The sequence below is a fragment of the Azospirillum rugosum genome (genome assembly GCF_017876155.1).
Lineage (GTDB): Bacteria > Pseudomonadota > Alphaproteobacteria > Azospirillales > Azospirillaceae > Azospirillum > Azospirillum rugosum.
The window spans coordinates 290,850-309,808 of record NZ_JAGINP010000004.1; the positions used below are offsets into that span (position 1 = coordinate 290,850).

The following is an 18,959-nucleotide window of genomic DNA, read 5'->3' on the forward strand; positions in this document are numbered from 1 at the left end:
GACCGGAATCACGGTAGAAACCTCCGAATGAGGACGACCCGGCGGGCAGGGTTGCCCGTCGGGGAACGACGACTATCAAGAGATCACCCCGTCCTGTCAACGGACAGGGTGCCCCCAAAGGCCTGGATTTACGCCTTCAGCTTGTAGCCCGTCTTCAGCATGCGCCAGGCGAGCCACCACAAGGCACCGTTGATCGCCAGCATGACGAGGATGCCGACCCCCAGCGTGCCGTCCGACCGGCCGATGAAGCCGTAGCGGAAGCCGTCGATCATGTAGAAGAAGGGGTCGAAATGAGCGATCCACCAGAAGGTCGGCGGCAGGTTTTCCACCGAATAGAAGGTGCCGGACAGGAAGGACAGCGGCGTCACCACGAAGTTGGTCACCGCCGCGATGTGGTCGAACTTCTCCGACCAGATGCCGCCGACCAGCCCCAGCAGCGACAGCAGCATGGAGGCCATGACCGCGTGGAAGACCACGAAGAAGGGGTGCGGCATATGCACCGGCACGAAGCACCAGATCGCCAGCCCGGTGACCAGCCCGACGCACAGCCCGCGCGTCACCCCGCCCATGACGAAGCCGAAGGCCAGTTCCAGCGGCGCCATCGGCGGCATCAGGATGTCGACGATGTTGCCCTGCACCTTGGCGATCACCACCGAGGAGGAGGTGTTGGCGAAGGCGTTCTGCGCCATCGCCATCATGATCAGGCCGGGCGCCAGGAACTCCAGGTAGGGAACCGGGCCGACGGTGCGCACCGCGCCGCCCAGCGCCAGCGCGAAGACGGCGTAGAACAGCAGGGTGGTCACCACCGGCGCCCAGACGGTCTGCTGGTGCACCTTCAGGAACCGGCGCACCTCGCGGGCGTAGAGGGTCCACAGGCCGACCCAGTTGACGGCGCCGACGGTGCGGGGCATGGGAGGAAGAGGATGAGTCATCGGACTATGGATCGGACCACATTTCACGGGGGCGGACGGGACTTTAGGGCGCGTGCGCCCTCCCGGCAACCGCCGCCGTACGGGAGACAGCCATGACGCGGGAATCGCCGCCGGCCCGCAAGCCGCCCACCTCCAACCAGCCCAGCGCCAAACCGTCCGGCCCCAAACCGCCGAAACGCGTGACGGCGCAGTATCTGGAGAACGCGGCGCTGTACTACCTGCAACGCTTCGCCAGCTCCTCGGCCAACCTGCGGCGCGTGCTGATGCGCAAGGTGGACCGTTCCGCCCAGGCGCACGGCACCGACCCCGCCGAGGGGGCGCGCTGGGTGGAGGATCTCATCGCCCGCTACCAGCGCAGCGGCCTGCTGAACGACGCGGCCTACGCCGAGATGCGCGCGGCCAGCCTGCACCGCCGCGGCACCTCCACCCGCGCCATCCGGGAAAAGCTGGCCTCCAAGGGAATCGCCCGCGACGAGGCCGACAAGGCATTGGACGCGCTGGACGAGGAGGTGGACGGCGACCTGAACCTGACCGCCGCCCTGGCATTGGCGCGCCGCCGCCGGCTCGGCCCCTACCGCCTGCCGGAAAAGCGCGCCGAGTTCCGCGACAAGGATTTGGCGGCGCTGGGCCGCGCCGGCTTCGCCTACGACATCGCGCGCCGCGTCGTGGACGCCGAGGATCCCGACTCGGTGGAGTGAGGCCCTTGTGGAATGAGGGGGACCCTTCCCGATCCAGCCGCGTTGACGCTGGCGCGGCTTGTGGAGGGGGACGAGAATGCAAAAGCGTGTTGCGGGCGCGATCGCGGCACTGGTGGTCACCGGTGTGGCCGGAGACGCCTGGGCCGACGACAAGGCGCTGATGGGCCTGTCCAGCGAAATCCCGATCACGGTGCAGGACGCGGCGGCCATCGAAAAGGGCAGCGTCGACCTGAAGCTGCGCGGGACCTTCGACCGGCTGAAGCAGGACGGCGGGCGCAACCGCCTGAACCTGGACCCGGAAATCGAGGTCGGCGTCGCCAACGGCCTGTCGCTGAAGGCGAACCCGACCTACCGGGTCGGAAACGCCGACGACACGCGGCAGGGCGGCGTCAACCTGTCGGCCGAGATCAACCTGCTGGCCCCGAAGGATGGCCGGCTGGGCATCTCGCTGGAACCGCTGATCGACATTCCCTACGGATCCGGCGGCACGGCGACCGAGGTGGGTATCGTCGGGCGCGTGACCCAGCCGCTCGGCACGTCGACCCGGGCGCCGCGCCTGCATGTGAACCTGGGTTGGCGCCGGCTGATCGACCCGGAGTCGGACCAGCGGGAAAACCGTTTCCTGATGGTGGCCGGTGTGAATTTTGCCGTCGCGCCGAACACGGCGGTGGCCTTCGACATCCTGCGCGACCAGCAGCAGGAGCGCGGCAAAGCCGATAACCTCGTGGAGGTCGGCGTGCGGCACGTCATCGGCGACGATCTGGCGCTGGGCGCCGGCGTGGGCGTCGGCTTCGGCCCCGATTCGCCGCGTTACCGCGTGCTGGTGGGCGTGCAGCGGTCCTTCTGACGCAACGCCCAGGCACGACAAAACGCGCGCGGAGCCTTGCGGCCTCGCGCGCGACACTCTCAACCGGGATTCGGCACAACCGAGAGTCGGAGTCGTCCTGGCTTGGGCTCTTGAGCCGGTCCGCGAAGAGGATCCCTCCGCGGACGCTTCACCAGAAGGCTGGAGGCCGAGCGCGGCCTCCGGCCGCAATCAGGCCGCGGCGGCCTGCTTGTCCTGGGCCTTGGCGATGCGGCGCTTCAGGCGGCGCGCATCCAGGCTGAGGACGGCGTCCTTCGCGTCGAGCAGGAAGGCGTCGAGGCCGCCCTTGTGCTCGATCGAACGGATCGCGTTGGTGGAGAGGCGCAGACGCACCAACTGACCCAGAGCGTCGCTCAGCAGCGACGTTTCCTGCAGGTTCGGCTGGAAACGGCGGCGGGTCTTGTTGTTGGCGTGGCTGACGTTGTTGCCAAACTGCGTGCCCTTGCCGGTCACGGAGCACCGACGTGCCATCGGACTGATCCTTTATTTTAGCAAATGAAACCCGGTCCCGGGCAGCATTCCGCCCGAAGGAGGCGGCGTTATAGTCGAACCGGCACACGCCCGTCAAGCAAGGAAGGCGACGGGCGCGCGCGGCGTCGACAACTCACGGGAGTCGTTCTCCGGACGTCACTCGGCGGCCGGGGCGGCCGCCTTGTCGTCCTTCTTCGGGGCCTCGGCGACCGGAGCGGCGACCGGAGCGGCGACCGGAGCGGCAACAGGAGCAGGGGCGGGAGCGGCCGCCTTGGCCTCCTCCGCCTTCTTCACCTCGGCCTTGGGCGCCGGTGCCGCCTCGGCTTTGGGCGCCGGGGCGGTCGCCTTGGGAGCCTCGGCCTTCGGGGCTTCGGCCTTCGGGGCCGGCGCCTTGGGAGCTTCAGCCTTGATCGCCGCAGCCTTCGGAGCGGCCTTGGCGACCGGAGCCTTCTTCGGGGCGGCGGGCTTGGGCTCGGCCTTCGCCTCAACCTTCGGAGCGGCCACCGGCGCCGGCGCGGCCTTGGGGGCCTCGTCCTTCACCTCGACCTTGGCGGCAGGCGCCTTGGCGGCGGGAGCCTTCGGGGCGGCGGCCTTCTTCGGAGCCTCGACCTTCGGCGCGGGCACCACGGGAGCAACGGGCGCAACGGCCTTCGCGACCGGGGCGGCGGCCGGAGCCGGCGCGGCCGTGACCGGGACATAGGTCAGTTCGGCGGCGATCTTGGAGGAGAGGTCGAGAACCGTCTGCACCTGGCCGGCGACGCGCGCCTGCGTGACGCTCAGCCACTCGCCCTGAAGCGCGGCGAAGTCGGCGGCGTTGCGGACCTTGCTGAACTCGCCGACCAGGCGCGAGGTCTCGCCGACGCCGGCGGTCGCGTTGTCGAACAGGCGGCGGTAGCCGTCCTGCAGCAGGCCGGCGACGCGCGCCGAACGGGCGGCGTGGGTTTCGGCGTTGGCCTTGGCCAGCGAACCGAACGGCGCGAAAAGGTTCAGAAGCGTGTTGGTGGCGGTCATGTCGAAGGTTTCCCCCTGTGCGACTCGATGCGGCGGCAAGATCGGAAAGGCCAACGCCCGCAAGGAACCCCGGAGATCGCGGGCAAATCCCATCGCCCACGCGCCCAAAAGGCGCACCTTTCCCGCCCACGCCAACTTATGCACGGGGATAACGCGGTGCAATAGGAAATGCTGCGCCGCAATATAAGAGGAAAGCGCTACTCCACCCCTATATCATCGGGCTCTTACTCCACCGGGCGCCCGAGAAACCGTTCCAGCAGGCCGCGCGCCGCGGCGGTCGGGGTGACGGCACCGGCGGTGACGCGCGACTCCAGGTCGGCCAGGTCGGCGCGGACGGCGGGGTGGGCCTTGAAGGCGTCCACCAGGGTCTCGCGGATCTCGCTCCACAGCCAGGCGCGGGCCTGCTCGGCGCGCCGGGTCGCGCGGGCGCCGGAGGCTTCGGTGATGCCCCGGTGCTCCCCGATCGTATTCCAGACCGCGTCGATGCCCGCCTTGGAAATGGCAGAGCAGCTGAGCACCGGCACGCGCCAGTCGCCGTGGCGCAGCAGGGTCAAGGCGTGGCGGTAGTCCGCGACCGTGTGCCGCGCGGTGGCCGCAAGGTCGCCGTCGGCCTTGTTGACGACCACGAGGTCGGCCAGTTCCACGATGCCCTTCTTGATGCCCTGAAGCTCGTCGCCGCCGGCCGGCAGCAGAAGCAGCATGAACAGGTCCACCATGTCGGCCACCGCCGTTTCCGACTGGCCGACGCCCACCGTCTCCACCACGATCACGTCGAAGCCCGCCGCCTCGCAGACCAGCATGGCCTCGCGCGTGCGCCGGGCCACGCCGCCCAGCGTGGCGCCCGCGGGCGAGGGGCGGATGAAGGCGTCCGTCTCTCGCGACAGGTCCACCATGCGGGTCTTGTCGCCGAGGATGGAGCCGCCGGTGCGTTGCGACGACGGGTCGATGGCCAGCACCGCAACCTTGTGCCCCAGCCCGATGACGTGCAGCCCGAACGCCTCGATGAAGGTCGACTTGCCCACCCCCGGCACGCCGGAGATGCCCACCCGCACCGAATTGCCGGTGTGCGGCAACAGCGCCTCCAGCAACGCGTCGGCCTGGGCACGGTGGTCACGCCGGGTCGACTCGATGAGCGTGATGGCGCGGGCGAGCGCGCGGCGGTCCCCGCGAAGCACCGCTTCGGCGAGCGCTGCGGGGGTATGGGCGGCGGAGGTCGTCATGGTCCGAGAACCTAGCGGGCTCCGCGGGACTGGTGAAGCCCCCGCGGCAATCCGCCTTGGGAAGCAGCGACGTCGGGTCTCGACCCGACCTACCCATACGAACTGCCCCCGTAGCCCCCGTAGGTTGGGTGAAGCCGCAGGCGCAACCCAACGGCAACCGCCGACCGGTCAGACCGTCTCCCGTGCGCCGCGGTCCAGCCAGACCTCCAGGGCGGCGAACAGCGCGACGGCGGCGTCGCAGGCCTCCGCCGTGGCGGCGGGCTCCGTCAGGTCGCATTCCAGCTGGGCGAGCAGCGCCCGCCAGCGTCCGGCCATGTCGATCCCGGCCGATGCCAGGAAGCGCGCCCCGCGCCCCGCGTCGAAGCCCAGCGCGCGCGTGACGTTCGGCAGCATGACGCGCCCGCCGTGCGCCGACCCGTCCAGCACGTAGCGCGCGGCGAGCCGCGCCGGATGACGGTCGAGGTGCGGCAGGCCGGTCGCCACGGGCAGCGCGTCGGCGTCGAGCCCCAGGTCGGCGAGATCGGCGCGCAGCAGGTCCAACCGCTCTCCTGGCCCGCCCAGCGCCCGCTCCAGCGGGGCGTTGAAGCCGTGCAGCGCGACCAGCGCCGCGCGGTAGCCATCGACCGTGATGTCCGGGCTGGTCAGCGGGCGCAGGATCGCCGCCTTGTCCAGCCGGTCGTGAATCGGCTGGGTCGCCGCGCGCAGCGCGTGCCGTACCGGTCCCATGGATGCTCCCGTCGGATGAGGATGGATGAAGTTTACCGGAGTCGGTCAGGTGGGGGCGAGGACTTCGGGCACCGGCTCCGGCCCCTGCGAGGACTCCTGCTGACGCGCCCACAGGGCGGCGTAGGCCCCGGCGCGGGCGAGCAGTTCGCCATGCCGGCCGCGCTCGATCACCCGGCCGGCCTCCAGCACCAGGATCTCGTCGGCGTCGATCACCGTGGACAGGCGGTGGGCGATGACCAGCGTCGTGCGGCCGCGGCTGACCTCGCGCAGGTTGGCCTGGATTTCCCGCTCCGTGTGGGTGTCGAGCGCGGATGTCGCCTCGTCGAACAGCAGGATGCCGGGATTTTTCAGGATGGTGCGGGCGATGGCGACGCGCTGCTTCTCGCCGCCGGACAGCTTCAGCCCGCGCTCGCCCACCGTGGTCTCGTAGCCGTCGGGCAGCGCCATGATGAAGTCGTGGATGTGGGCCAGCCGCGCCGCCCGCTCCACCTCCGCCGGGCTGGCGCCGGGACGGCCGTAGGCGATGTTGTAGTAGACCGTGTCGTTGAACAGGACCGTGTCCTGCGGGACGATGCCGAGCGAGGCGCGCAGGGACTCCTGCGTCACCGCGCGGATGTCCTGCCCGTCGATCAGCACGCGGCCCTTCGACACGTCGTAGAAGCGGAACAGCAGCCGGCTGATGGTCGACTTGCCGGCGCCCGAGGGGCCGACGATCGCCACCGTCTTGCCGGCCGGCACGGTGAAGCTCACCCCCTTCAGGATCGGCCGGCGCGGGTCGTAGCCGAACTCCACCCCCTCGAACCGCACCTCGCCGCCGGTCACCGCCAGCGCCGGGGCGCCGGGCCGGTCCGCCACCTCCCGGTCCACCGACAGCAGTTTCACCATCGATTCGATGTCGGTCAGCGCCTGCTTGATCTCGCGGTAGACCACGCCGAAGAAGTTCAGCGGCTGGTAGAGCTGCAAGAGATAGGTGTTGACCAGCACGAAGTCGCCGATGGTCATGGAGCCGTTGACGATGCCCCGCGCCGCCATGCCCATGACGACCGCCAACCCAACGGAGATGATCGCCGACTGGCCGATGTTCAGCAGCGACAGGCTGCGCTGGCTCTGCACCGCCGCCTGTTCGTAGGAGGCGAGTGCGGCGTCGTAGCGCCGCGCCTCGTGCTGCTCGTTCCCGAAATACTTGACCGTCTCGTAGTTCAGCAGGCTGTCCACCGCCTTGGTGTTGGCCTTGCTGTCGGTCTCGTTCATGGCGCGGCGGAACTGGATGCGCCATTCCGACACGAAGAAGGTGTAGGCGATGTAGCCGAACACCGTGACGAAGGTCGCCAGCGCGAACCAGCCGTTGAACATCCGCCACAGGATGATGCAGACCAGCGCGATCTCCACCAGCGTCGGCACGATGGAGAACAGGGCGTAGCGCAGCAGCGCCTCGATCGCGCGCGTCCCGCGCTCCAGCGAGCGGGTCAGGCCGCCGGTCTGCCGCTCCAGGTGGAAGCGCAGGGACAGCGCGTGCAGGTGCTGGAACACCGACAGCGCGACCTTGCGGATCGTGCGCTGGGCGACGGAGGCGAACACCGCGTCGCGCAGTTCCGCGAAGACCAGCGACGTCACGCGGGCCAGGCCGTAGGCGACGATCAGGCCCAGCGGGATCGCCACCGCCGCACTGGCGTTTCCGCCACCCAGCGCGTCCACCGCCCGCTTGTAGAAGATCGGCACATAGACGTTGGCTGCCTTGGCCCCGACCAGGAGCACCAGCGCCAGGACGACGCGCACCTTCGTCTCCAGCGAGTCGGCGGGCCAGAGGTAGGGCACGAGCGAGCGCAGCGCCCCCAGGTCGCCGGTGCTGGTCGCGGCCTCGGCGTAGGACAGTGCTGGGCCCTTGGGTTGGGAGCGGCGGCGCATGGGGAGGAATTCCGGTCGGCAAGCGGTTGAACGGCGGCGCTCCTAACCTAAGGGCAAGGGGCGCCCGCGCAAAGGGCGGCGGAGCCTGCGCATCGCTGCCTTGCGGGCACAGGGGCAACATGCCCTGCGGGCATAGGGGCAAAAACATTACGAAATTTGAGGGAACGTAAAGACACTTGAAACATGTGGGTCCTATCCTTGGCGGGTCATCCTACGCTGGGATTCATTCGATCATGCAGAACGCCAGCTTTTCCGGCCGCTTCCGGGTCGGGACCCGAATCTACACGGGCTTCCTCCTTGTGCTTGCGCTGCTTGCCCTGGTCGTGGGCGTCGGGGTGCGGGCGCTGTCGGTCACCAGCGCGGACGTCGACCGCTACGTGGCCATTTCCGACAACTCGATCCGCGTGACGGAGCTTGAGGCGTCGGTGGGCGGGATGCGGCGGAACGCGCTCAGCTACATGTTCACCGGCGACCGCGCGACGGCCGAAAAGGTCCGCGACGGGCAGAAGGCGCTGGAGCAGGATCTGCGGACGGTGCGCGACGCCACGCACGATCCCGGGCGACGCGCCATGATCGAGCGGATGATCCAGCATTTCGAGAGCTACCGCGCCAACTTCGGCAAGCTGGTGGAGATGCGCGAGAAGCGCGACCGCCTGATCGCCGAACAGATGAATCCCACGGGCACCAAGGCGCGGGAGAACCTGACGCAGATCATCCAGTCGGCCATGGCCGACGGCGACATGGAAGCCGCAGCGCTCGCCGGCATCGCCCAGGAGAAGCTGATGCAGGCGCGCCTCAGCGCCCAGCGCTTCCTCAGCGAGCCGAGCCAAAAGCAGGCGGACGACGTCAAGAAGCGCAACGACCATTTCAACGCGGTCATCCATCCGCTGGCCCAACAGCTGCACAACCCGACCCGCAAGCGGCTGGCCCAGGAAGCCGACCAACTGTCCGACCGCTACGTCGAGGTTTTCGAGCAGGTCGCGGCGCTGGTCATGACCACGCAGGATCTCGCCTTCTCCGTCATGGCGAAGGAAGCCGCGGAATTCGGCGAATTGGCCAACCATACCGTCGAGTCGCAGACGCAGGCACGCCACGCCGTCCAGACGGAGATGCAGGCTGGCATGGAGCGCACCATGACCATCGACCTTGCGCTGGCCGCGGCGGCGTTGCTGGTCGGCCTGCTGGCCGCCTGGGCGGTGGCGCGGTCGATCGTGAAGCCGGTTACGGCGATGACCGGGACGATGACGGCGCTGGCCGGCGGCGACCTGGGGGTGACCATCCCGGCGCTGTCCAACCGCGACGAGATCGGGCGGATGGCGCAGGCGGTGCAGGTGTTCAAGGAGAACGCCATCGAGAAGAAGGCGATGGACGAGGCCGAGCGCGCCCGGCTGGAGGAGGAGCGCCGCGAGGAGGAGGTCAAGCGGGCCCGCGAGCAGGCCATCGGCGAGGAGATCGCCCAGCTGATCGACGGCGTGTCCAAGGGCGACCTGTCGCGCCGGCTCGACCTCGCCGGCAAGGACGGCTTCTACAAGACCATGTCGAAGGGCATCAACCGCCTGACCGACACGGTGGAGGCGGTCATCGCCGACCTCGGCGCCGTGCTCAGCGCGCTCGCCCAGGGCGACCTCAACAAGCGCGTCGAGCGCGACTACCAGGGCGCCTTCCAGACCCTGAAGACCGACGTCAACGCCACCTCCGCCAAGCTGTCGGAGATCGTCGGCCAGATCACCCAGTCGGCGGAGACCATCGCGTCCGCCGCGGCGGAGGTGTCCACCGGCTCCGCCGACCTCGCGGAGCGCACGGAGCAGCAGGCCTCCTCGCTGGAGGAGACGGCGGCGAGCATGGAGGAGCTGGGCGCCACCGTGCGCTCCAACGCCGACAACGCCCAGCGCGCCAACACCATGGCCGCCGACGCCCGTTCCGCCGCCGAGTCGGGCGGCGCGGTCGCGGGCTCCGCGATCGAGGCGATGCGGCGGATCGAGGACGCCAGCCGCCGGATCACCGACATCATCGGGGTGATCGACGAGATCGCCTTCCAGACCAACCTGCTGGCGCTGAACGCGGCGGTGGAGGCGGCGCGGGCCGGCGACGCGGGCCGCGGCTTCGCGGTGGTGGCGCAGGAGGTGCGCAACCTCGCCCAGCGCTCCGCCCAGGCGTCGAAGGAGATCAAGAGCCTGATCCTGGACAGCGACAGCCAGGTGCGCGACGGCGTCGACCTGGTGAAGAAGGCCGGCGACGCGCTGGGCGGCATCGTGTCGGGCGTGCAGCAGGTCGCCGGCCTGATCGCCGAGATGGCCGCAGCCTCGTCCGAGCAGGCCTCCGCGCTGGATGAGATCAACGCCACCGTCTCGCAGATGGACGAGATGACCCAGAAGAACGCCGCGCTGGTGGAAGAGACCACCGCCGCCGCCCAGGCGATGGCCGGGCAGGCGGGCGACCTGAAGACCCTGATCGGCTTCTTCAAGCTGGATCCGCGCTCCATCCAGGCCATCGCGACCCAGCCGGCCGCTGTCCATCGAACGGGCGGCATGGCCAAGCCGTCGCCCATCGGCCGCAACGCCCGCCCCGCCGCCAAGAAGCCGGTGGCGAAGCCCGTCGCCAGCGCCGCCGCCGTGCTGAAGCGGAACACCAGCGAGGACGACGACTGGAAGGAGTTCTGACCGTTCCGCCGGTCCCAAACAGAAAAGGCCCCTCGTCCGCCGGACGAGGGGCCCTTTTTCGTGGCGGCCGGCTCAGTTCGCGATCGGCGCCGCCTCGATCTTGCGGCGGGGGGCGGCCTTGATGGTCGGCCCGGCGTTGTCGGTCGGCTTGGCGACCGTGGTCGTGCTGCCCTTGGTGGTTTGCACCGCGGTGCCGCGCAGGCGCAGCAGGTGCATGCGGACATAGGCAGTGGAGCCGGCGGCCTGCACCGCGACCCAATCGGTCCCGCGGGAGCGGCCCATCACCTTCACCGGCACGCCCGGCGGGAAGGAGGCGACGATCGGCGCGCTGTTGGACGGCTGCGACCGCAGCTGGGTCGACTTGTCCGTCTCCCAATCGCCGTACATCGGGTCGAGCCCGGCGCCGGATGTCTGCGGCGCCGTCTGCACGACCGGAGGCCGGGGCGCCCGGTCGCGCGTCCCGCATGCGGTGAGCAGCACCGCGCAGCCAACGGCCACGGACAGGGAAAGCACTCGCAGACGCCGCGTCATCTCAGACCCTATGGAACAGCCCTTTCGATCGCGCGACCATACAGGAAGCGGAGGCTTGAGCGCCACCGCGGTGCAGCACGCCGGCTATGCACTGTTTGTGGCATCACCGCCTGCTTACCCGAGCACGCCCAGCTGCCACACGAAGAAGGTCGCCAGCGCCGCGACGATGGTCAGCAACTGCCGCCCGCCGGTCGCCACGCAGGCCAGCACGGCCACGGCGGCGCCGACCAGCTGCGGGTTGCGCCAGGTCAGCTCCAGCCCCTCGCCGTGCGGGGACAGGATCATCGGCACGATGATGGCGGTCAGCACCGTCACCGGAACGAAGCCCAGCGCCTGCTTCAACAGCGGCGGGAAGACGATCCGGTCGCCCAGGATGAACAGCGCAGCCTTCACGAAGACCGTCACCGCAGACATCCCCAGGATCATGAAGGTGTTCATCATGATGGTGTTGGTGAGGATCGCGTCGTCCATCACGCGGCCTCCTCCACCCGTTCCCGGCTTCCCGCGCGCCAGCGCAGGAGCGACAGCCCCACCATCACCCCGACGGTCACCGCCGCCATGAGGCCGAGCTTGTAGGGCAGGCCCTGCCCCAGATAGGCGATGGTCCCCGCGGCCAGGGCGGCGGCGAAATGCGGCAGGCTGGCCAGCTGCGGCACCACGATGGCGATGAAGGTCGCGACCATCGCGAAGTCGAGGCCGAGCGACTGCAGCTGCGGGAAGGCCGCCCCGAACAGAAGGCCGACCAGGGTCCAGAGCTGCCAGTTCCCGTACATGGACAGGCAGGATCCCAGGAAGTACCAATGGCCCAGCGGCGCGCGCGGGTGCCGCTGGTAATAGCCGGCCATCACCGCGAAGGTCTCGTCGGTCAGGAAGAATCCCAGCGTCCAGCGCCAGCGGGCCGGCAGATGCGCCACGTGCGGCAGCAGCGTGGCCGCGTAGAGCGCGTGGCGCAGGTTCACGATCAGCGTGGTCAGCCAGATCACCAGCAGCCCCGCGTGCCCGGCCACCAGGCCGACCGCGATGAACTGGCTGGACCCGGCATAGACGCTCAGCGACATCAGCTGCCCCTGCCACAGGGCAAGCGGACCCGCGGCCACCAGAGTGCCGAAGATCACGCCGAAGGGTGCGGCCCCCACCAGCATCGGCACGGTGTCGCGGGCGCCCGAGGCAAAACTGGACAGTCTGGTCATCGTCAAACGGTGGTTCGAAACAGCGTCGGGTTGTGGACCATAGCGCTGCGAAAGCCGGACCGCCCGAACTTTATTGTCCGGGTACAAGTCCCGCCCGTCCGCGCGCGAACGCAGGATTTGTGCACAAAATGCCGCACACGAATCATCGAAACATTTTCCCGTATTTGGGATATTTCTGAACAAGTTGCCCGCAGCCGCGCAGCCATCCGGAGGGCTTGTTCGCGTGAAGACCCCGTTCAACAACAAGGCCCGCTGGATCGACGACGTCATCTGGCACCAGATCCCGCGCCTGGAGATCGAGCCACGGCGCAAGATCGCGGCGTCCATGATCGCCCCGTTCCGGCCGCGCACCCCCGGCTTCAAGCCGTCGGAGCGCGCGCTGACCCTGAAGACGCAGCTGGAGACGCGGGGCTACACGGACGCCTTCCGCCTGATGACCGACGGACAGGTGGCGGCGATGCGGCGCTACTTCGAGGAGCAGCCCTGCTTCGACGGCGGCCATCGCCAGTACGGATCCTTCACCATCGACAAGGTCCCGGCGCCGGACATCCAGATGGCCCGCTACGTCGAGGAGCAGTTCCTGGCCGCCCCGCACCTCCTGGACACCATCAACCATCCGCTGGTGCTGGAGGTCGCGGAGGCCTTCCACGGCTGCAAGCCGACCATCGACGGCATGTCGGTCTGGTGGTCGCTGGCCCGCCCGAACCCGCGGATCAGCACGCAGAACTACCACCGCGACTACAACCAGGTCCGCCACTTCAAGATGTTCCTGTACCTGACGGACACGGACCTGGGCGGCGGGCCGCACATGTACGTTCCGGCCTCGCAGCACGGGAAGGATCTGGTGGCCCGCCGCAACTACAGCGACGAGGAGGTGGAGGCGACCTACGGCGCGGCGGCCCCCGTCGCGCTGACCGGGCGGGCGGGCGACTGCTTCCTGGCCGACAATGTGGGCATGCACAAGGCCTTGCAGCCGACGCAGAGCGACCGGCTGATCGTCGTCACCGAATACACCCTGCTGCGCAACCGCTTCGGCCCGTTGCAGCCCGTTCTGCCGAATCCCGGCGGACGCTACGACCCCTACATCAACCGGGTGTATCTCCGGAGTTAACGTTTCCGTGGCGGCCGGGATCCGTGGGGAGGCGTTTCCTTCTACATGGCTTTCCGGCACGCTGGTGGTCATGAAGTCCGATTCCCCTTACGAGTTTCCCGTCTACACGGCCGGAGAGCGTGCGGCGGACACGGTCGTCCACGCCATCGGCGTGATCGCCGGGCTGATCGGCGCGTCCTGGCTGCTGATGGTCACGGCCGGGCGCGTGTCCGCGGCCGAGACGCTGTCGCTGGCGGCTTACGGCGCCGGGCTGATCGGGATGCTGACGGCGTCCGCCGCCTATCACCTGACGCCGCCAGGCCGCCGCAAGGAGCGGCTGCGGCGGCTCGACCACGCGATGATCTTCGTGATGATCGCGGGCAGCTACACGCCCTTCGCGGTGAACCGGCTGAACGGCGGTCTGGGCACCGCGCTCTGCGCCGCGGTGTGGGGGGTGGCCGCCGTCGGCGTCTGGCTGAAGCTGCGCTTCCCCTTCCGCTTCGAACGGCTGGGCTTCGCCCTCTACCTGGGGCTGGGCTGGGCGGTGCTGTCGGTGGCGGAGCCGCTGTGGCGGTCGCTGGCCCCCTCCACCCTGCTGCTCCTGGCGATCGGCGGCATCGTCTACACGGTGGGTGCGGTGATCCACACCTTGGATCGGCTGCCCTACCACGTCGCGGTCTGGCACGCCTTCGTCGTGGTGGCGGCCGCCTGCCATTTCGCGGCGGTGGCGGGCGAGTTCGCGACCTGAGGAAAGCCGCTGGCGGTCCGCCGCGCACGACGGTAGGATAACCACATTCCTTGTGTGGTGGAGCGCCGCGGGATGGACACCAAAAGCAGCCTGCTGGAAACGCTGAAGACCATCGTCGTGGCCCTGCTGCTGGCCTTCGGCGTGCGGACCGCGGTCGCGGAGCCGTTCCATGTCCCCTCGGGATCCATGGAGCCCACCCTGCTCGTCGGCGATTTCCTGTTCGCCAGCAAGTTTCCCTACGGCTACAGCCATTTCGCCCTGCCCGCAGGCCTGCCGCCCTTCGCCGGGCGGGTGCTGGGACACCCGGCGGAGCGCGGCGACATCGTGGTCTTCCACCTGCCGCGCGACCCGGACCAGTCCTACGTGAAGCGCCTGATCGGCCTGCCCGGCGACACGGTGCAGGTGATCGCCGGCGTCCTCCACATCAACGGTGCGCCCGTCGGGCTGGAGCGTGTCGCCGACTTCACCGAACCCGGCGAGGGCGGCACCCTCCGGCGCGTCCCGCAGTACGTCGAGACTCTGCCCAACGGCGTGCGCCACCGCATCCTCCAGGACAGCCGCCTGACGGCGATGGACGACACGCCGCCCTTCCGCGTGCCGGAGGGGCATTATTTCATGATGGGCGACAACCGCAGCAATTCGCTGGACAGCCGCGTCCCGGCCCCGCTGGGCGGCGTGGGCTTCGTGCCCGCGGAGAACCTGATCGGGCGGGCCGACCTGCGGCATTTCTCCGTGGATCTCAACGCACGGCTGGACGCGCCCTCGGGCTGGCTGAAGGCGCTGCGGCTGAACCGGATCGGGCTGATCGGGTAAAACTCCAGCGCTCACCCGTGCAGGGCAAGGCCCTTCGTCGCCTTGTCCACGGCCTTCTTGGGTCCGCGCAGAGCCAGACCGACGAAGTCGGTGTCGTCCGGATTCTCCGCGGCGAAGGCGGCGCGGTTGGCCGCGTCGTGCCCGGTCGAGAACATGGCAAAGACATAGGGCACGACGCTGAGGTCGCGTTCCAGCGCTTGCCGGTGCGCGGCCTGAAGCTGGTCCCGGTCGGCGGCGAAGATCAGCATGGGCTGGCCGAGCATGCGGCCATGGACGCGCCCGCGCGCGTCCACATAGGGCTCGCCGAGCGCCTCGGGCGCAGCGGCGGCGATGCCGGTGGCGAGGAAGGCCGCGACGTTCAGCTTCTGCCAGCCGGCGAGGTCGGAACGGACGATCAGGGCAACCTTGGTGTCGAACGCAATTTTGGTGTCGAACATGTCTTGTGCCTCCTTCGCCGACACCGTGGCGGAAGGGGCTGCCCTCAGTCTGGAACGTTTGTGCAGATACGCCGGTAGGCGGCCGGCGTCATGCCGTAGGCCCGGCGGAACCAGCGGCCGAGGTGGCTCTGGTCGGCGAAGCCCACCTCCGCCGCCGCTGCGGCCGGCGTTTGCCCCACTGCGAGCAGCCGGCGCGCAGCCTTCAGGCGCAGCTGCACCAGATAGGCGTGGGGCGACAGGCCGAAGGACTCGCGAAAGGCCCGGTTCAGGCGGAAGCGGTCCACACCCGCCAGGGCCGCCAGCTCCTCCAGGCCGATGTCCTCGGCCATGCGGGCGTGCAGGGCGTCGCGCGCCAGCGCCGCCGCGCGCTGCGGCCGGCGGACGTTTTCCCGGACGGCTGCATGACCCGCGAGCGCCAGCGCCAGCCGGTCGAGCGCGAGGTCGCGGGCGAGCCGCCCCTCCCGCCCGTGCAGCGCCAGGAAGGCGGAGCGGATCACCGTCCCGAGGTCCGGATCGTCGGACAGCGTGTCCCGGAAACCCAAAAGCCCTGACGTCGGCCCAAGCTCCGCCACCTCCGCCATCCGCGCCGCGAAGGGCCGGTAGGGCAGGTACAGCATGGCGTAGGTGAAGCCGTCGTCCTGGGGACTACGCCCATCATGCACCTCGCCCGGCTCGATCAGGATGACCCGGCCGGGCGTGCTGGTGTGGACGCGGCGGCGGCATTGGAACTGCTGCACGCCCTGTTCGGTGACGCCGACCAGGATGTCGTCGTGGTCGTGCGGATCGTAGGCGTGCCCCTTGAAGTGGGCGCGGATGGTCTCGACACCGGTCTCGGCGTCGTGCCGAAGCGACATCCAGTTGCCGCTTCCGGTGTCGTCCATCCGCGCTCCCATCCCGATCAAGGCTCCCGATCAGGGCCGGGCGATCAATGCACCGTCGTCGCCACCGGCCCCGCCGCGGCGGCGCTGCGGACCTGGGCGGAGACGGGCAGGCCGTTGATGGTCAACTCGCCGCCTTCGGCCCCCACCTTCACCGTCTGGCCGTCGGCGACGCGGCCTTCCAGGATCATGGTGGCGAGCGGGTTCTGCAGCTCCCGCTGGATCACGCGCTTCAGCGGGCGGGCGCCGTAGACCGGGTCGTAGCCGGCCTCGGCCAGCCACTGGGTCGCGGCGTCGTCCACCTCCAGCGCGATGTCGCGGTCGGCGAGCATCTTGACCAGCCGGCCGAGCTGGATCTTGACGATCCCGCCCATGTGGCTGCGGTCCAGGCGGTGGAACAGCAGGATCTCGTCCAGCCGGTTCAGGAATTCCGGCCGGAAATGCGCCCGCACCACCTCCATCACCTCGTCGCGGACGGCGCTGCTGTCCTGCCCCTCCGGCTGGCTCGCCAGGACTTCGGAGCCGAGGTTCGAGGTCATGATGATGACCACGTTGCGGAAGTCCACCGTCCGCCCCTGCCCGTCCGTCAGGCGCCCGTCGTCGAGCACCTGGAGCAGCACGTTGAAGACGTCCGGGTGGGCCTTCTCCACCTCGTCGAACAGCACGACCTGATAGGGCCGGCGCCGCACCGCCTCGGTCAGCGCCCCGCCCTCCTCATAGCCGACGTAGCCCGGGGGCGCGCCGATCATGCGGGCGACGGAGTGCTTCTCCATGTATTCCGACATGTCGAGGCGGACCATGGCCGTCTCGTCGTCGAACAGGAACTCGGCCAGCGCCTTGGTCAGCTCCGTCTTGCCGACGCCGGTGGGGCCGAGGAACAGGAAGGAGCCGATGGGCCGGTGCGGGTCCTGCAAGCCGGCGCGCGCCCGGCGGATGGCGTTGGACACCGCGACGATGGCCTCGTCCTGGCCGACCACGCGGGTCTTCAGGCGCGTTTCCATCGCCAGCAGCTTCTCGCGCTCGCCGGCCAGCATCTTGTCCACCGGCACGCCGGTCCAGCGGCTGACGACCGAGGCGATGTCGGTGTCGCGCACCTCCTCGTTCAGCATGCGGTTGGCCGCGTGCTCCTCCGCGGCCTTCAGCGCCTTCTCAAGATCCGGGATGACGCCGTAGGCCAGCTCGCCGGCTTTCGCCCAGTTGCCCTCGCGCTGCACCTGCTCCAACTCGGTGCGGGCCTTCTCCAGATCCTCCTTGATCTTCTGCGCGCCCTGAAGCTGGTCCTTCTCCGCCTGCCACTTGGCGGTCAGCTCGGCCGACTCCTGCTCCAGGTCGGCCAGCTCCTGCTCCAGGTTGCCGAGCCGGGTGCGGGAGGCCTCATCGGACTCGCGCTTCAGCGCCTCGCGCTCGATCTTCAGCTGAATGATGCGGCGGTCCAGCTCGTCGATGTTCTCCGGCTTGCTGTCCACGGCCATGCGCAGGCGGCTCGCCGCCTCGTCGATCAGGTCGATGGCCTTGTCGGGCAGGAAGCGGTCGGTGATGTAGCGGTTGGACAGAGTCGCCGCCGCCACGATGGCGCTGTCGGTGATGCGCACGCCGTGGTGCACCTCGTACCGCTCCTTCAGGCCGCGCAGGATGGAGATGGTGTCCTCCACCGTCGGCTCGGGCACGAAGACGGGCTGGAAGCGCCGCGCCAGGGCGGCGTCCTTCTCGATGTGCTTGCGGTACTCGTCCAGCGTGGTGGCGCCGACGCAGTGCAGCTCGCCCCGCGCCAGCGCGGGCTTCAGCATGTTGGAGGCGTCCATGGCGCCGTCCGCCTTGCCAGCCCCGACCAGCGTGTGCAGCTCGTCGATGAAGACGATGATCTCGCCGGCCGCCGCCTGGATTTCCGACAGCACGGCCTTCAGCCGCTCCTCGAACTCGCCGCGGTACTTCGCGCCGGCCACCATGCCCGCGAGGTCGAGCGCAAGCAGCTTCTTGTTCTTCAGCCCCTCCGGCACGTCGCCCTTGACGATGCGCTGGGCGAGGCCCTCGACGATGGCGGTCTTGCCGACGCCCGGCTCGCCGATCAGCACCGGGTTGTTCTTGGTGCGGCGGGCCAGCACCTGGATGGTGCGGCGGATTTCCTCGTCGCGGCCGATGACGGGGTCGAGCTTGCCCTCGCGCGCCGACTCGGTCAGGTCGCGCGCGTACTTCTTCAGGGCGTCGTAGCCCTGCTCGGCGCTGGCCGTGTCGGCGGTGCGGCCCTTGCGGATCTCGTTGATCGCGGTGTTCAGCGACTGCGGGTTGACGCCGGCGCGCTTCAGCACGTTGGCGGACGGCGTGCCGTCGGCCATGGCGAGTGCCAGCAGGATGCGCTCCGCGGTGACGTAGCTGTCGCCCGCCTTCTGGGCGATCTTCTCCGCCTGCTCGAACACGCGCGACAGTTCGGGCGACAGGTACACCTGCCCGGCCCCGCTGCCTTCCACCTTGGGCTGCTTGTCCAGCTCCGCGTCCACGCCCGCCAGCGCCGCGGCGGGGTCGCCGCCGGCCGCCCGGATCAGGTTGGCCGCCAGCCCTTCCTTGTCGTCCAGAAGGGTCTTCAGCAGATGTTCCGGCGTCAGCCGCTGGTGGCCGCGCCGCAAGGCGAGGGTCTGCGCCGCCTGCACGAAGCCGCGGCTGCGCTCGGTGTACTTCTCGAAGTCCATAGGTCTGCTCCCTTATCCGCCGACCGTCCGCTGGGCAGCCCGGTCGATCCGATCCACAAACGATGTGCGATCCGCAAGGATGCTGTGTTGCCGTAGATGT

General features: G+C 69.4%; 18 protein-coding genes. 6 read left to right on the forward strand and 12 right to left on the reverse strand.

Going from position 1 to position 18,959, the window contains the following annotated elements:
• Positions 1-128 precede the first annotated feature (128 nt).
• Positions 129-932 (reverse strand): ABC transporter permease, encoded by an 804-nt coding sequence (locus tag J2851_RS07735; RefSeq protein ID WP_209765407.1) that lies wholly within the window; start codon positions 930-932, stop codon positions 129-131.
• Positions 933-1,024: 92 nt separating this feature from the next.
• Here J2851_RS07735 and J2851_RS07740 point away from each other — a divergent pair, with 92 nt between their 5' ends.
• Positions 1,025-1,630, forward strand: a complete 606-nt coding sequence (locus tag J2851_RS07740) for a regulatory protein RecX (RefSeq protein WP_209765408.1) — start codon at positions 1,025-1,027, stop codon at positions 1,628-1,630.
• A gap of 76 nt (positions 1,631-1,706) precedes the next feature.
• Positions 1,707-2,477, forward strand: coding sequence for a hypothetical protein (locus tag J2851_RS07745; RefSeq protein ID WP_246500488.1), 771 nt, complete (start codon positions 1,707-1,709; stop codon positions 2,475-2,477).
• A gap of 189 nt (positions 2,478-2,666) precedes the next feature.
• On the opposite strand, the gene rpmB is transcribed toward J2851_RS07745, so the two are convergent.
• The 5 genes from rpmB to J2851_RS07770 all read right to left on the reverse strand — a co-directional run bounded on the left by rpmB (position 2,667) and on the right by J2851_RS07770 (position 7,828).
• Positions 2,667-2,966 (reverse strand): 50S ribosomal protein L28, encoded by a 300-nt coding sequence (rpmB, locus tag J2851_RS07750; RefSeq protein ID WP_209765409.1) that lies wholly within the window; start codon positions 2,964-2,966, stop codon positions 2,667-2,669.
• A 156-nt stretch (positions 2,967-3,122) separates the two neighbouring features.
• Entirely contained in the window at positions 3,123-3,977 is an 855-nt protein-coding gene (locus J2851_RS07755) for a hypothetical protein (protein WP_209765410.1), read from the reverse strand.
• 224 nt (positions 3,978-4,201) lie between these two features.
• Positions 4,202-5,197 (reverse strand): methylmalonyl Co-A mutase-associated GTPase MeaB, encoded by a 996-nt coding sequence (gene meaB / locus J2851_RS07760; RefSeq protein ID WP_209765411.1) that lies wholly within the window; start codon positions 5,195-5,197, stop codon positions 4,202-4,204.
• Between the two features lie 168 nt (positions 5,198-5,365).
• Positions 5,366-5,923 carry a biliverdin-producing heme oxygenase gene (locus J2851_RS07765; protein ID WP_209765412.1) on the reverse strand — a complete coding sequence of 186 codons (558 nt, stop codon included), beginning with the start codon at positions 5,921-5,923 and terminating at the stop codon, positions 5,366-5,368.
• 45 nt (positions 5,924-5,968) lie between these two features.
• Positions 5,969-7,828: an ABCB family ABC transporter ATP-binding protein/permease gene (locus J2851_RS07770; RefSeq protein ID WP_246500489.1), complete on the reverse strand. Its 1,860-nt coding sequence runs from the start codon at positions 7,826-7,828 to the stop codon at positions 5,969-5,971.
• A 233-nt stretch (positions 7,829-8,061) separates the two neighbouring features.
• On the opposite strand from J2851_RS07770, the gene J2851_RS07775 reads away from it, so the two are divergent.
• Positions 8,062-10,488 (forward strand): methyl-accepting chemotaxis protein, encoded by a 2,427-nt coding sequence (locus J2851_RS07775; RefSeq protein ID WP_209765413.1) that lies wholly within the window; start codon positions 8,062-8,064, stop codon positions 10,486-10,488.
• Between the two features lie 72 nt (positions 10,489-10,560).
• On the opposite strand, the gene J2851_RS07780 is transcribed toward J2851_RS07775, so the two are convergent.
• The 3 genes from J2851_RS07780 to J2851_RS07790 all read right to left on the reverse strand — a co-directional run bounded on the left by J2851_RS07780 (position 10,561) and on the right by J2851_RS07790 (position 12,209).
• Positions 10,561-11,001: an SH3 domain-containing protein gene (locus J2851_RS07780; RefSeq protein ID WP_307418693.1), complete on the reverse strand. Its 441-nt coding sequence runs from the start codon at positions 10,999-11,001 to the stop codon at positions 10,561-10,563.
• A gap of 132 nt (positions 11,002-11,133) precedes the next feature.
• On the reverse strand, positions 11,134-11,490 hold the full coding sequence (locus J2851_RS07785) for an AzlD domain-containing protein (RefSeq protein WP_209765415.1): 357 nt from the start codon (positions 11,488-11,490) through the stop codon (positions 11,134-11,136).
• Positions 11,490-12,209, reverse strand: a complete 720-nt coding sequence (locus tag J2851_RS07790; RefSeq protein ID WP_209765416.1) for an AzlC family ABC transporter permease — start codon at positions 12,207-12,209, stop codon at positions 11,490-11,492. Before J2851_RS07790 ends, J2851_RS07785 begins: the two co-directional genes overlap by 1 nt.
• Positions 12,210-12,432: 223 nt before the next feature.
• Here J2851_RS07790 and J2851_RS07795 point away from each other — a divergent pair, with 223 nt between their 5' ends.
• The 3 genes from J2851_RS07795 (at position 12,433) to lepB (ending at position 14,860) form a co-directional block, all read left to right on the forward strand.
• The gene (locus J2851_RS07795) at positions 12,433-13,320 is read left to right on the forward strand and encodes a phytanoyl-CoA dioxygenase family protein (protein ID WP_209765418.1); all 888 of its coding nucleotides are present in this window, start codon (positions 12,433-12,435) and stop codon (positions 13,318-13,320) included.
• A gap of 70 nt (positions 13,321-13,390) precedes the next feature.
• On the forward strand, positions 13,391-14,047 hold the full coding sequence (trhA, locus tag J2851_RS07800; RefSeq protein WP_209765420.1) for a PAQR family membrane homeostasis protein TrhA: 657 nt from the start codon (positions 13,391-13,393) through the stop codon (positions 14,045-14,047).
• 72 nt (positions 14,048-14,119) lie between these two features.
• Positions 14,120-14,860 carry a signal peptidase I gene (gene lepB, locus J2851_RS07805; RefSeq protein ID WP_209765422.1) on the forward strand — a complete coding sequence of 247 codons (741 nt, stop codon included), beginning with the start codon at positions 14,120-14,122 and terminating at the stop codon, positions 14,858-14,860.
• Positions 14,861-14,871: 11 nt separating this feature from the next.
• Here lepB and J2851_RS07810 read toward each other — a convergent pair whose 3' ends face one another.
• Genes J2851_RS07810 through clpB form a run of 3 tightly spaced genes read right to left on the reverse strand, consistent with a single transcriptional unit; the run spans position 14,872 to position 18,859 of the window.
• The gene (locus J2851_RS07810) at positions 14,872-15,297 is read right to left on the reverse strand and encodes a DUF2000 domain-containing protein (RefSeq protein ID WP_211114252.1); all 426 of its coding nucleotides are present in this window, start codon (positions 15,295-15,297) and stop codon (positions 14,872-14,874) included.
• A 44-nt stretch (positions 15,298-15,341) separates the two neighbouring features.
• Positions 15,342-16,178: a helix-turn-helix domain-containing protein gene (locus J2851_RS07815; RefSeq protein ID WP_246500490.1), complete on the reverse strand. Its 837-nt coding sequence runs from the start codon at positions 16,176-16,178 to the stop codon at positions 15,342-15,344.
• Positions 16,179-16,222: 44 nt separating this feature from the next.
• Positions 16,223-18,859: an ATP-dependent chaperone ClpB gene (clpB, locus tag J2851_RS07820; protein WP_209765424.1), complete on the reverse strand. Its 2,637-nt coding sequence runs from the start codon at positions 18,857-18,859 to the stop codon at positions 16,223-16,225.
• Between the last annotated feature and the right edge of the window lie 100 nt (positions 18,860-18,959).

Coding starts and splice junctions, on each gene's coding strand:
- J2851_RS07735 (WP_209765407.1), bottom strand. CDS start 932: ATGACTCATCCTCTTCCTCCCATGCCCCGCACCGTCGGCGCCGTCAAC.
- J2851_RS07740 (WP_209765408.1), top strand. CDS start 1,025: ATGACGCGGGAATCGCCGCCGGCCCGCAAGCCGCCCACCTCCAACCAG.
- J2851_RS07745 (WP_246500488.1), top strand. CDS start 1,707: ATGCAAAAGCGTGTTGCGGGCGCGATCGCGGCACTGGTGGTCACCGGT.
- rpmB (WP_209765409.1), bottom strand. CDS start 2,966: ATGGCACGTCGGTGCTCCGTGACCGGCAAGGGCACGCAGTTTGGCAAC.
- J2851_RS07755 (WP_209765410.1), bottom strand. CDS start 3,977: ATGACCGCCACCAACACGCTTCTGAACCTTTTCGCGCCGTTCGGTTCG.
- meaB (WP_209765411.1), bottom strand. CDS start 5,197: ATGACGACCTCCGCCGCCCATACCCCCGCAGCGCTCGCCGAAGCGGTG.
- J2851_RS07765 (WP_209765412.1), bottom strand. CDS start 5,923: ATGGGACCGGTACGGCACGCGCTGCGCGCGGCGACCCAGCCGATTCAC.
- J2851_RS07770 (WP_246500489.1), bottom strand. CDS start 7,828: ATGCGCCGCCGCTCCCAACCCAAGGGCCCAGCACTGTCCTACGCCGAG.
- J2851_RS07775 (WP_209765413.1), top strand. CDS start 8,062: ATGCAGAACGCCAGCTTTTCCGGCCGCTTCCGGGTCGGGACCCGAATC.
- J2851_RS07785 (WP_209765415.1), bottom strand. CDS start 11,490: ATGGACGACGCGATCCTCACCAACACCATCATGATGAACACCTTCATG.
- J2851_RS07790 (WP_209765416.1), bottom strand. CDS start 12,209: ATGACCAGACTGTCCAGTTTTGCCTCGGGCGCCCGCGACACCGTGCCG.
- trhA (WP_209765420.1), top strand. CDS start 13,391: ATGAAGTCCGATTCCCCTTACGAGTTTCCCGTCTACACGGCCGGAGAG.
- lepB (WP_209765422.1), top strand. CDS start 14,120: ATGGACACCAAAAGCAGCCTGCTGGAAACGCTGAAGACCATCGTCGTG.
- J2851_RS07810 (WP_211114252.1), bottom strand. CDS start 15,297: ATGTTCGACACCAAAATTGCGTTCGACACCAAGGTTGCCCTGATCGTC.
- J2851_RS07815 (WP_246500490.1), bottom strand. CDS start 16,178: ATGGACGACACCGGAAGCGGCAACTGGATGTCGCTTCGGCACGACGCC.
- clpB (WP_209765424.1), bottom strand. CDS start 18,859: ATGGACTTCGAGAAGTACACCGAGCGCAGCCGCGGCTTCGTGCAGGCG.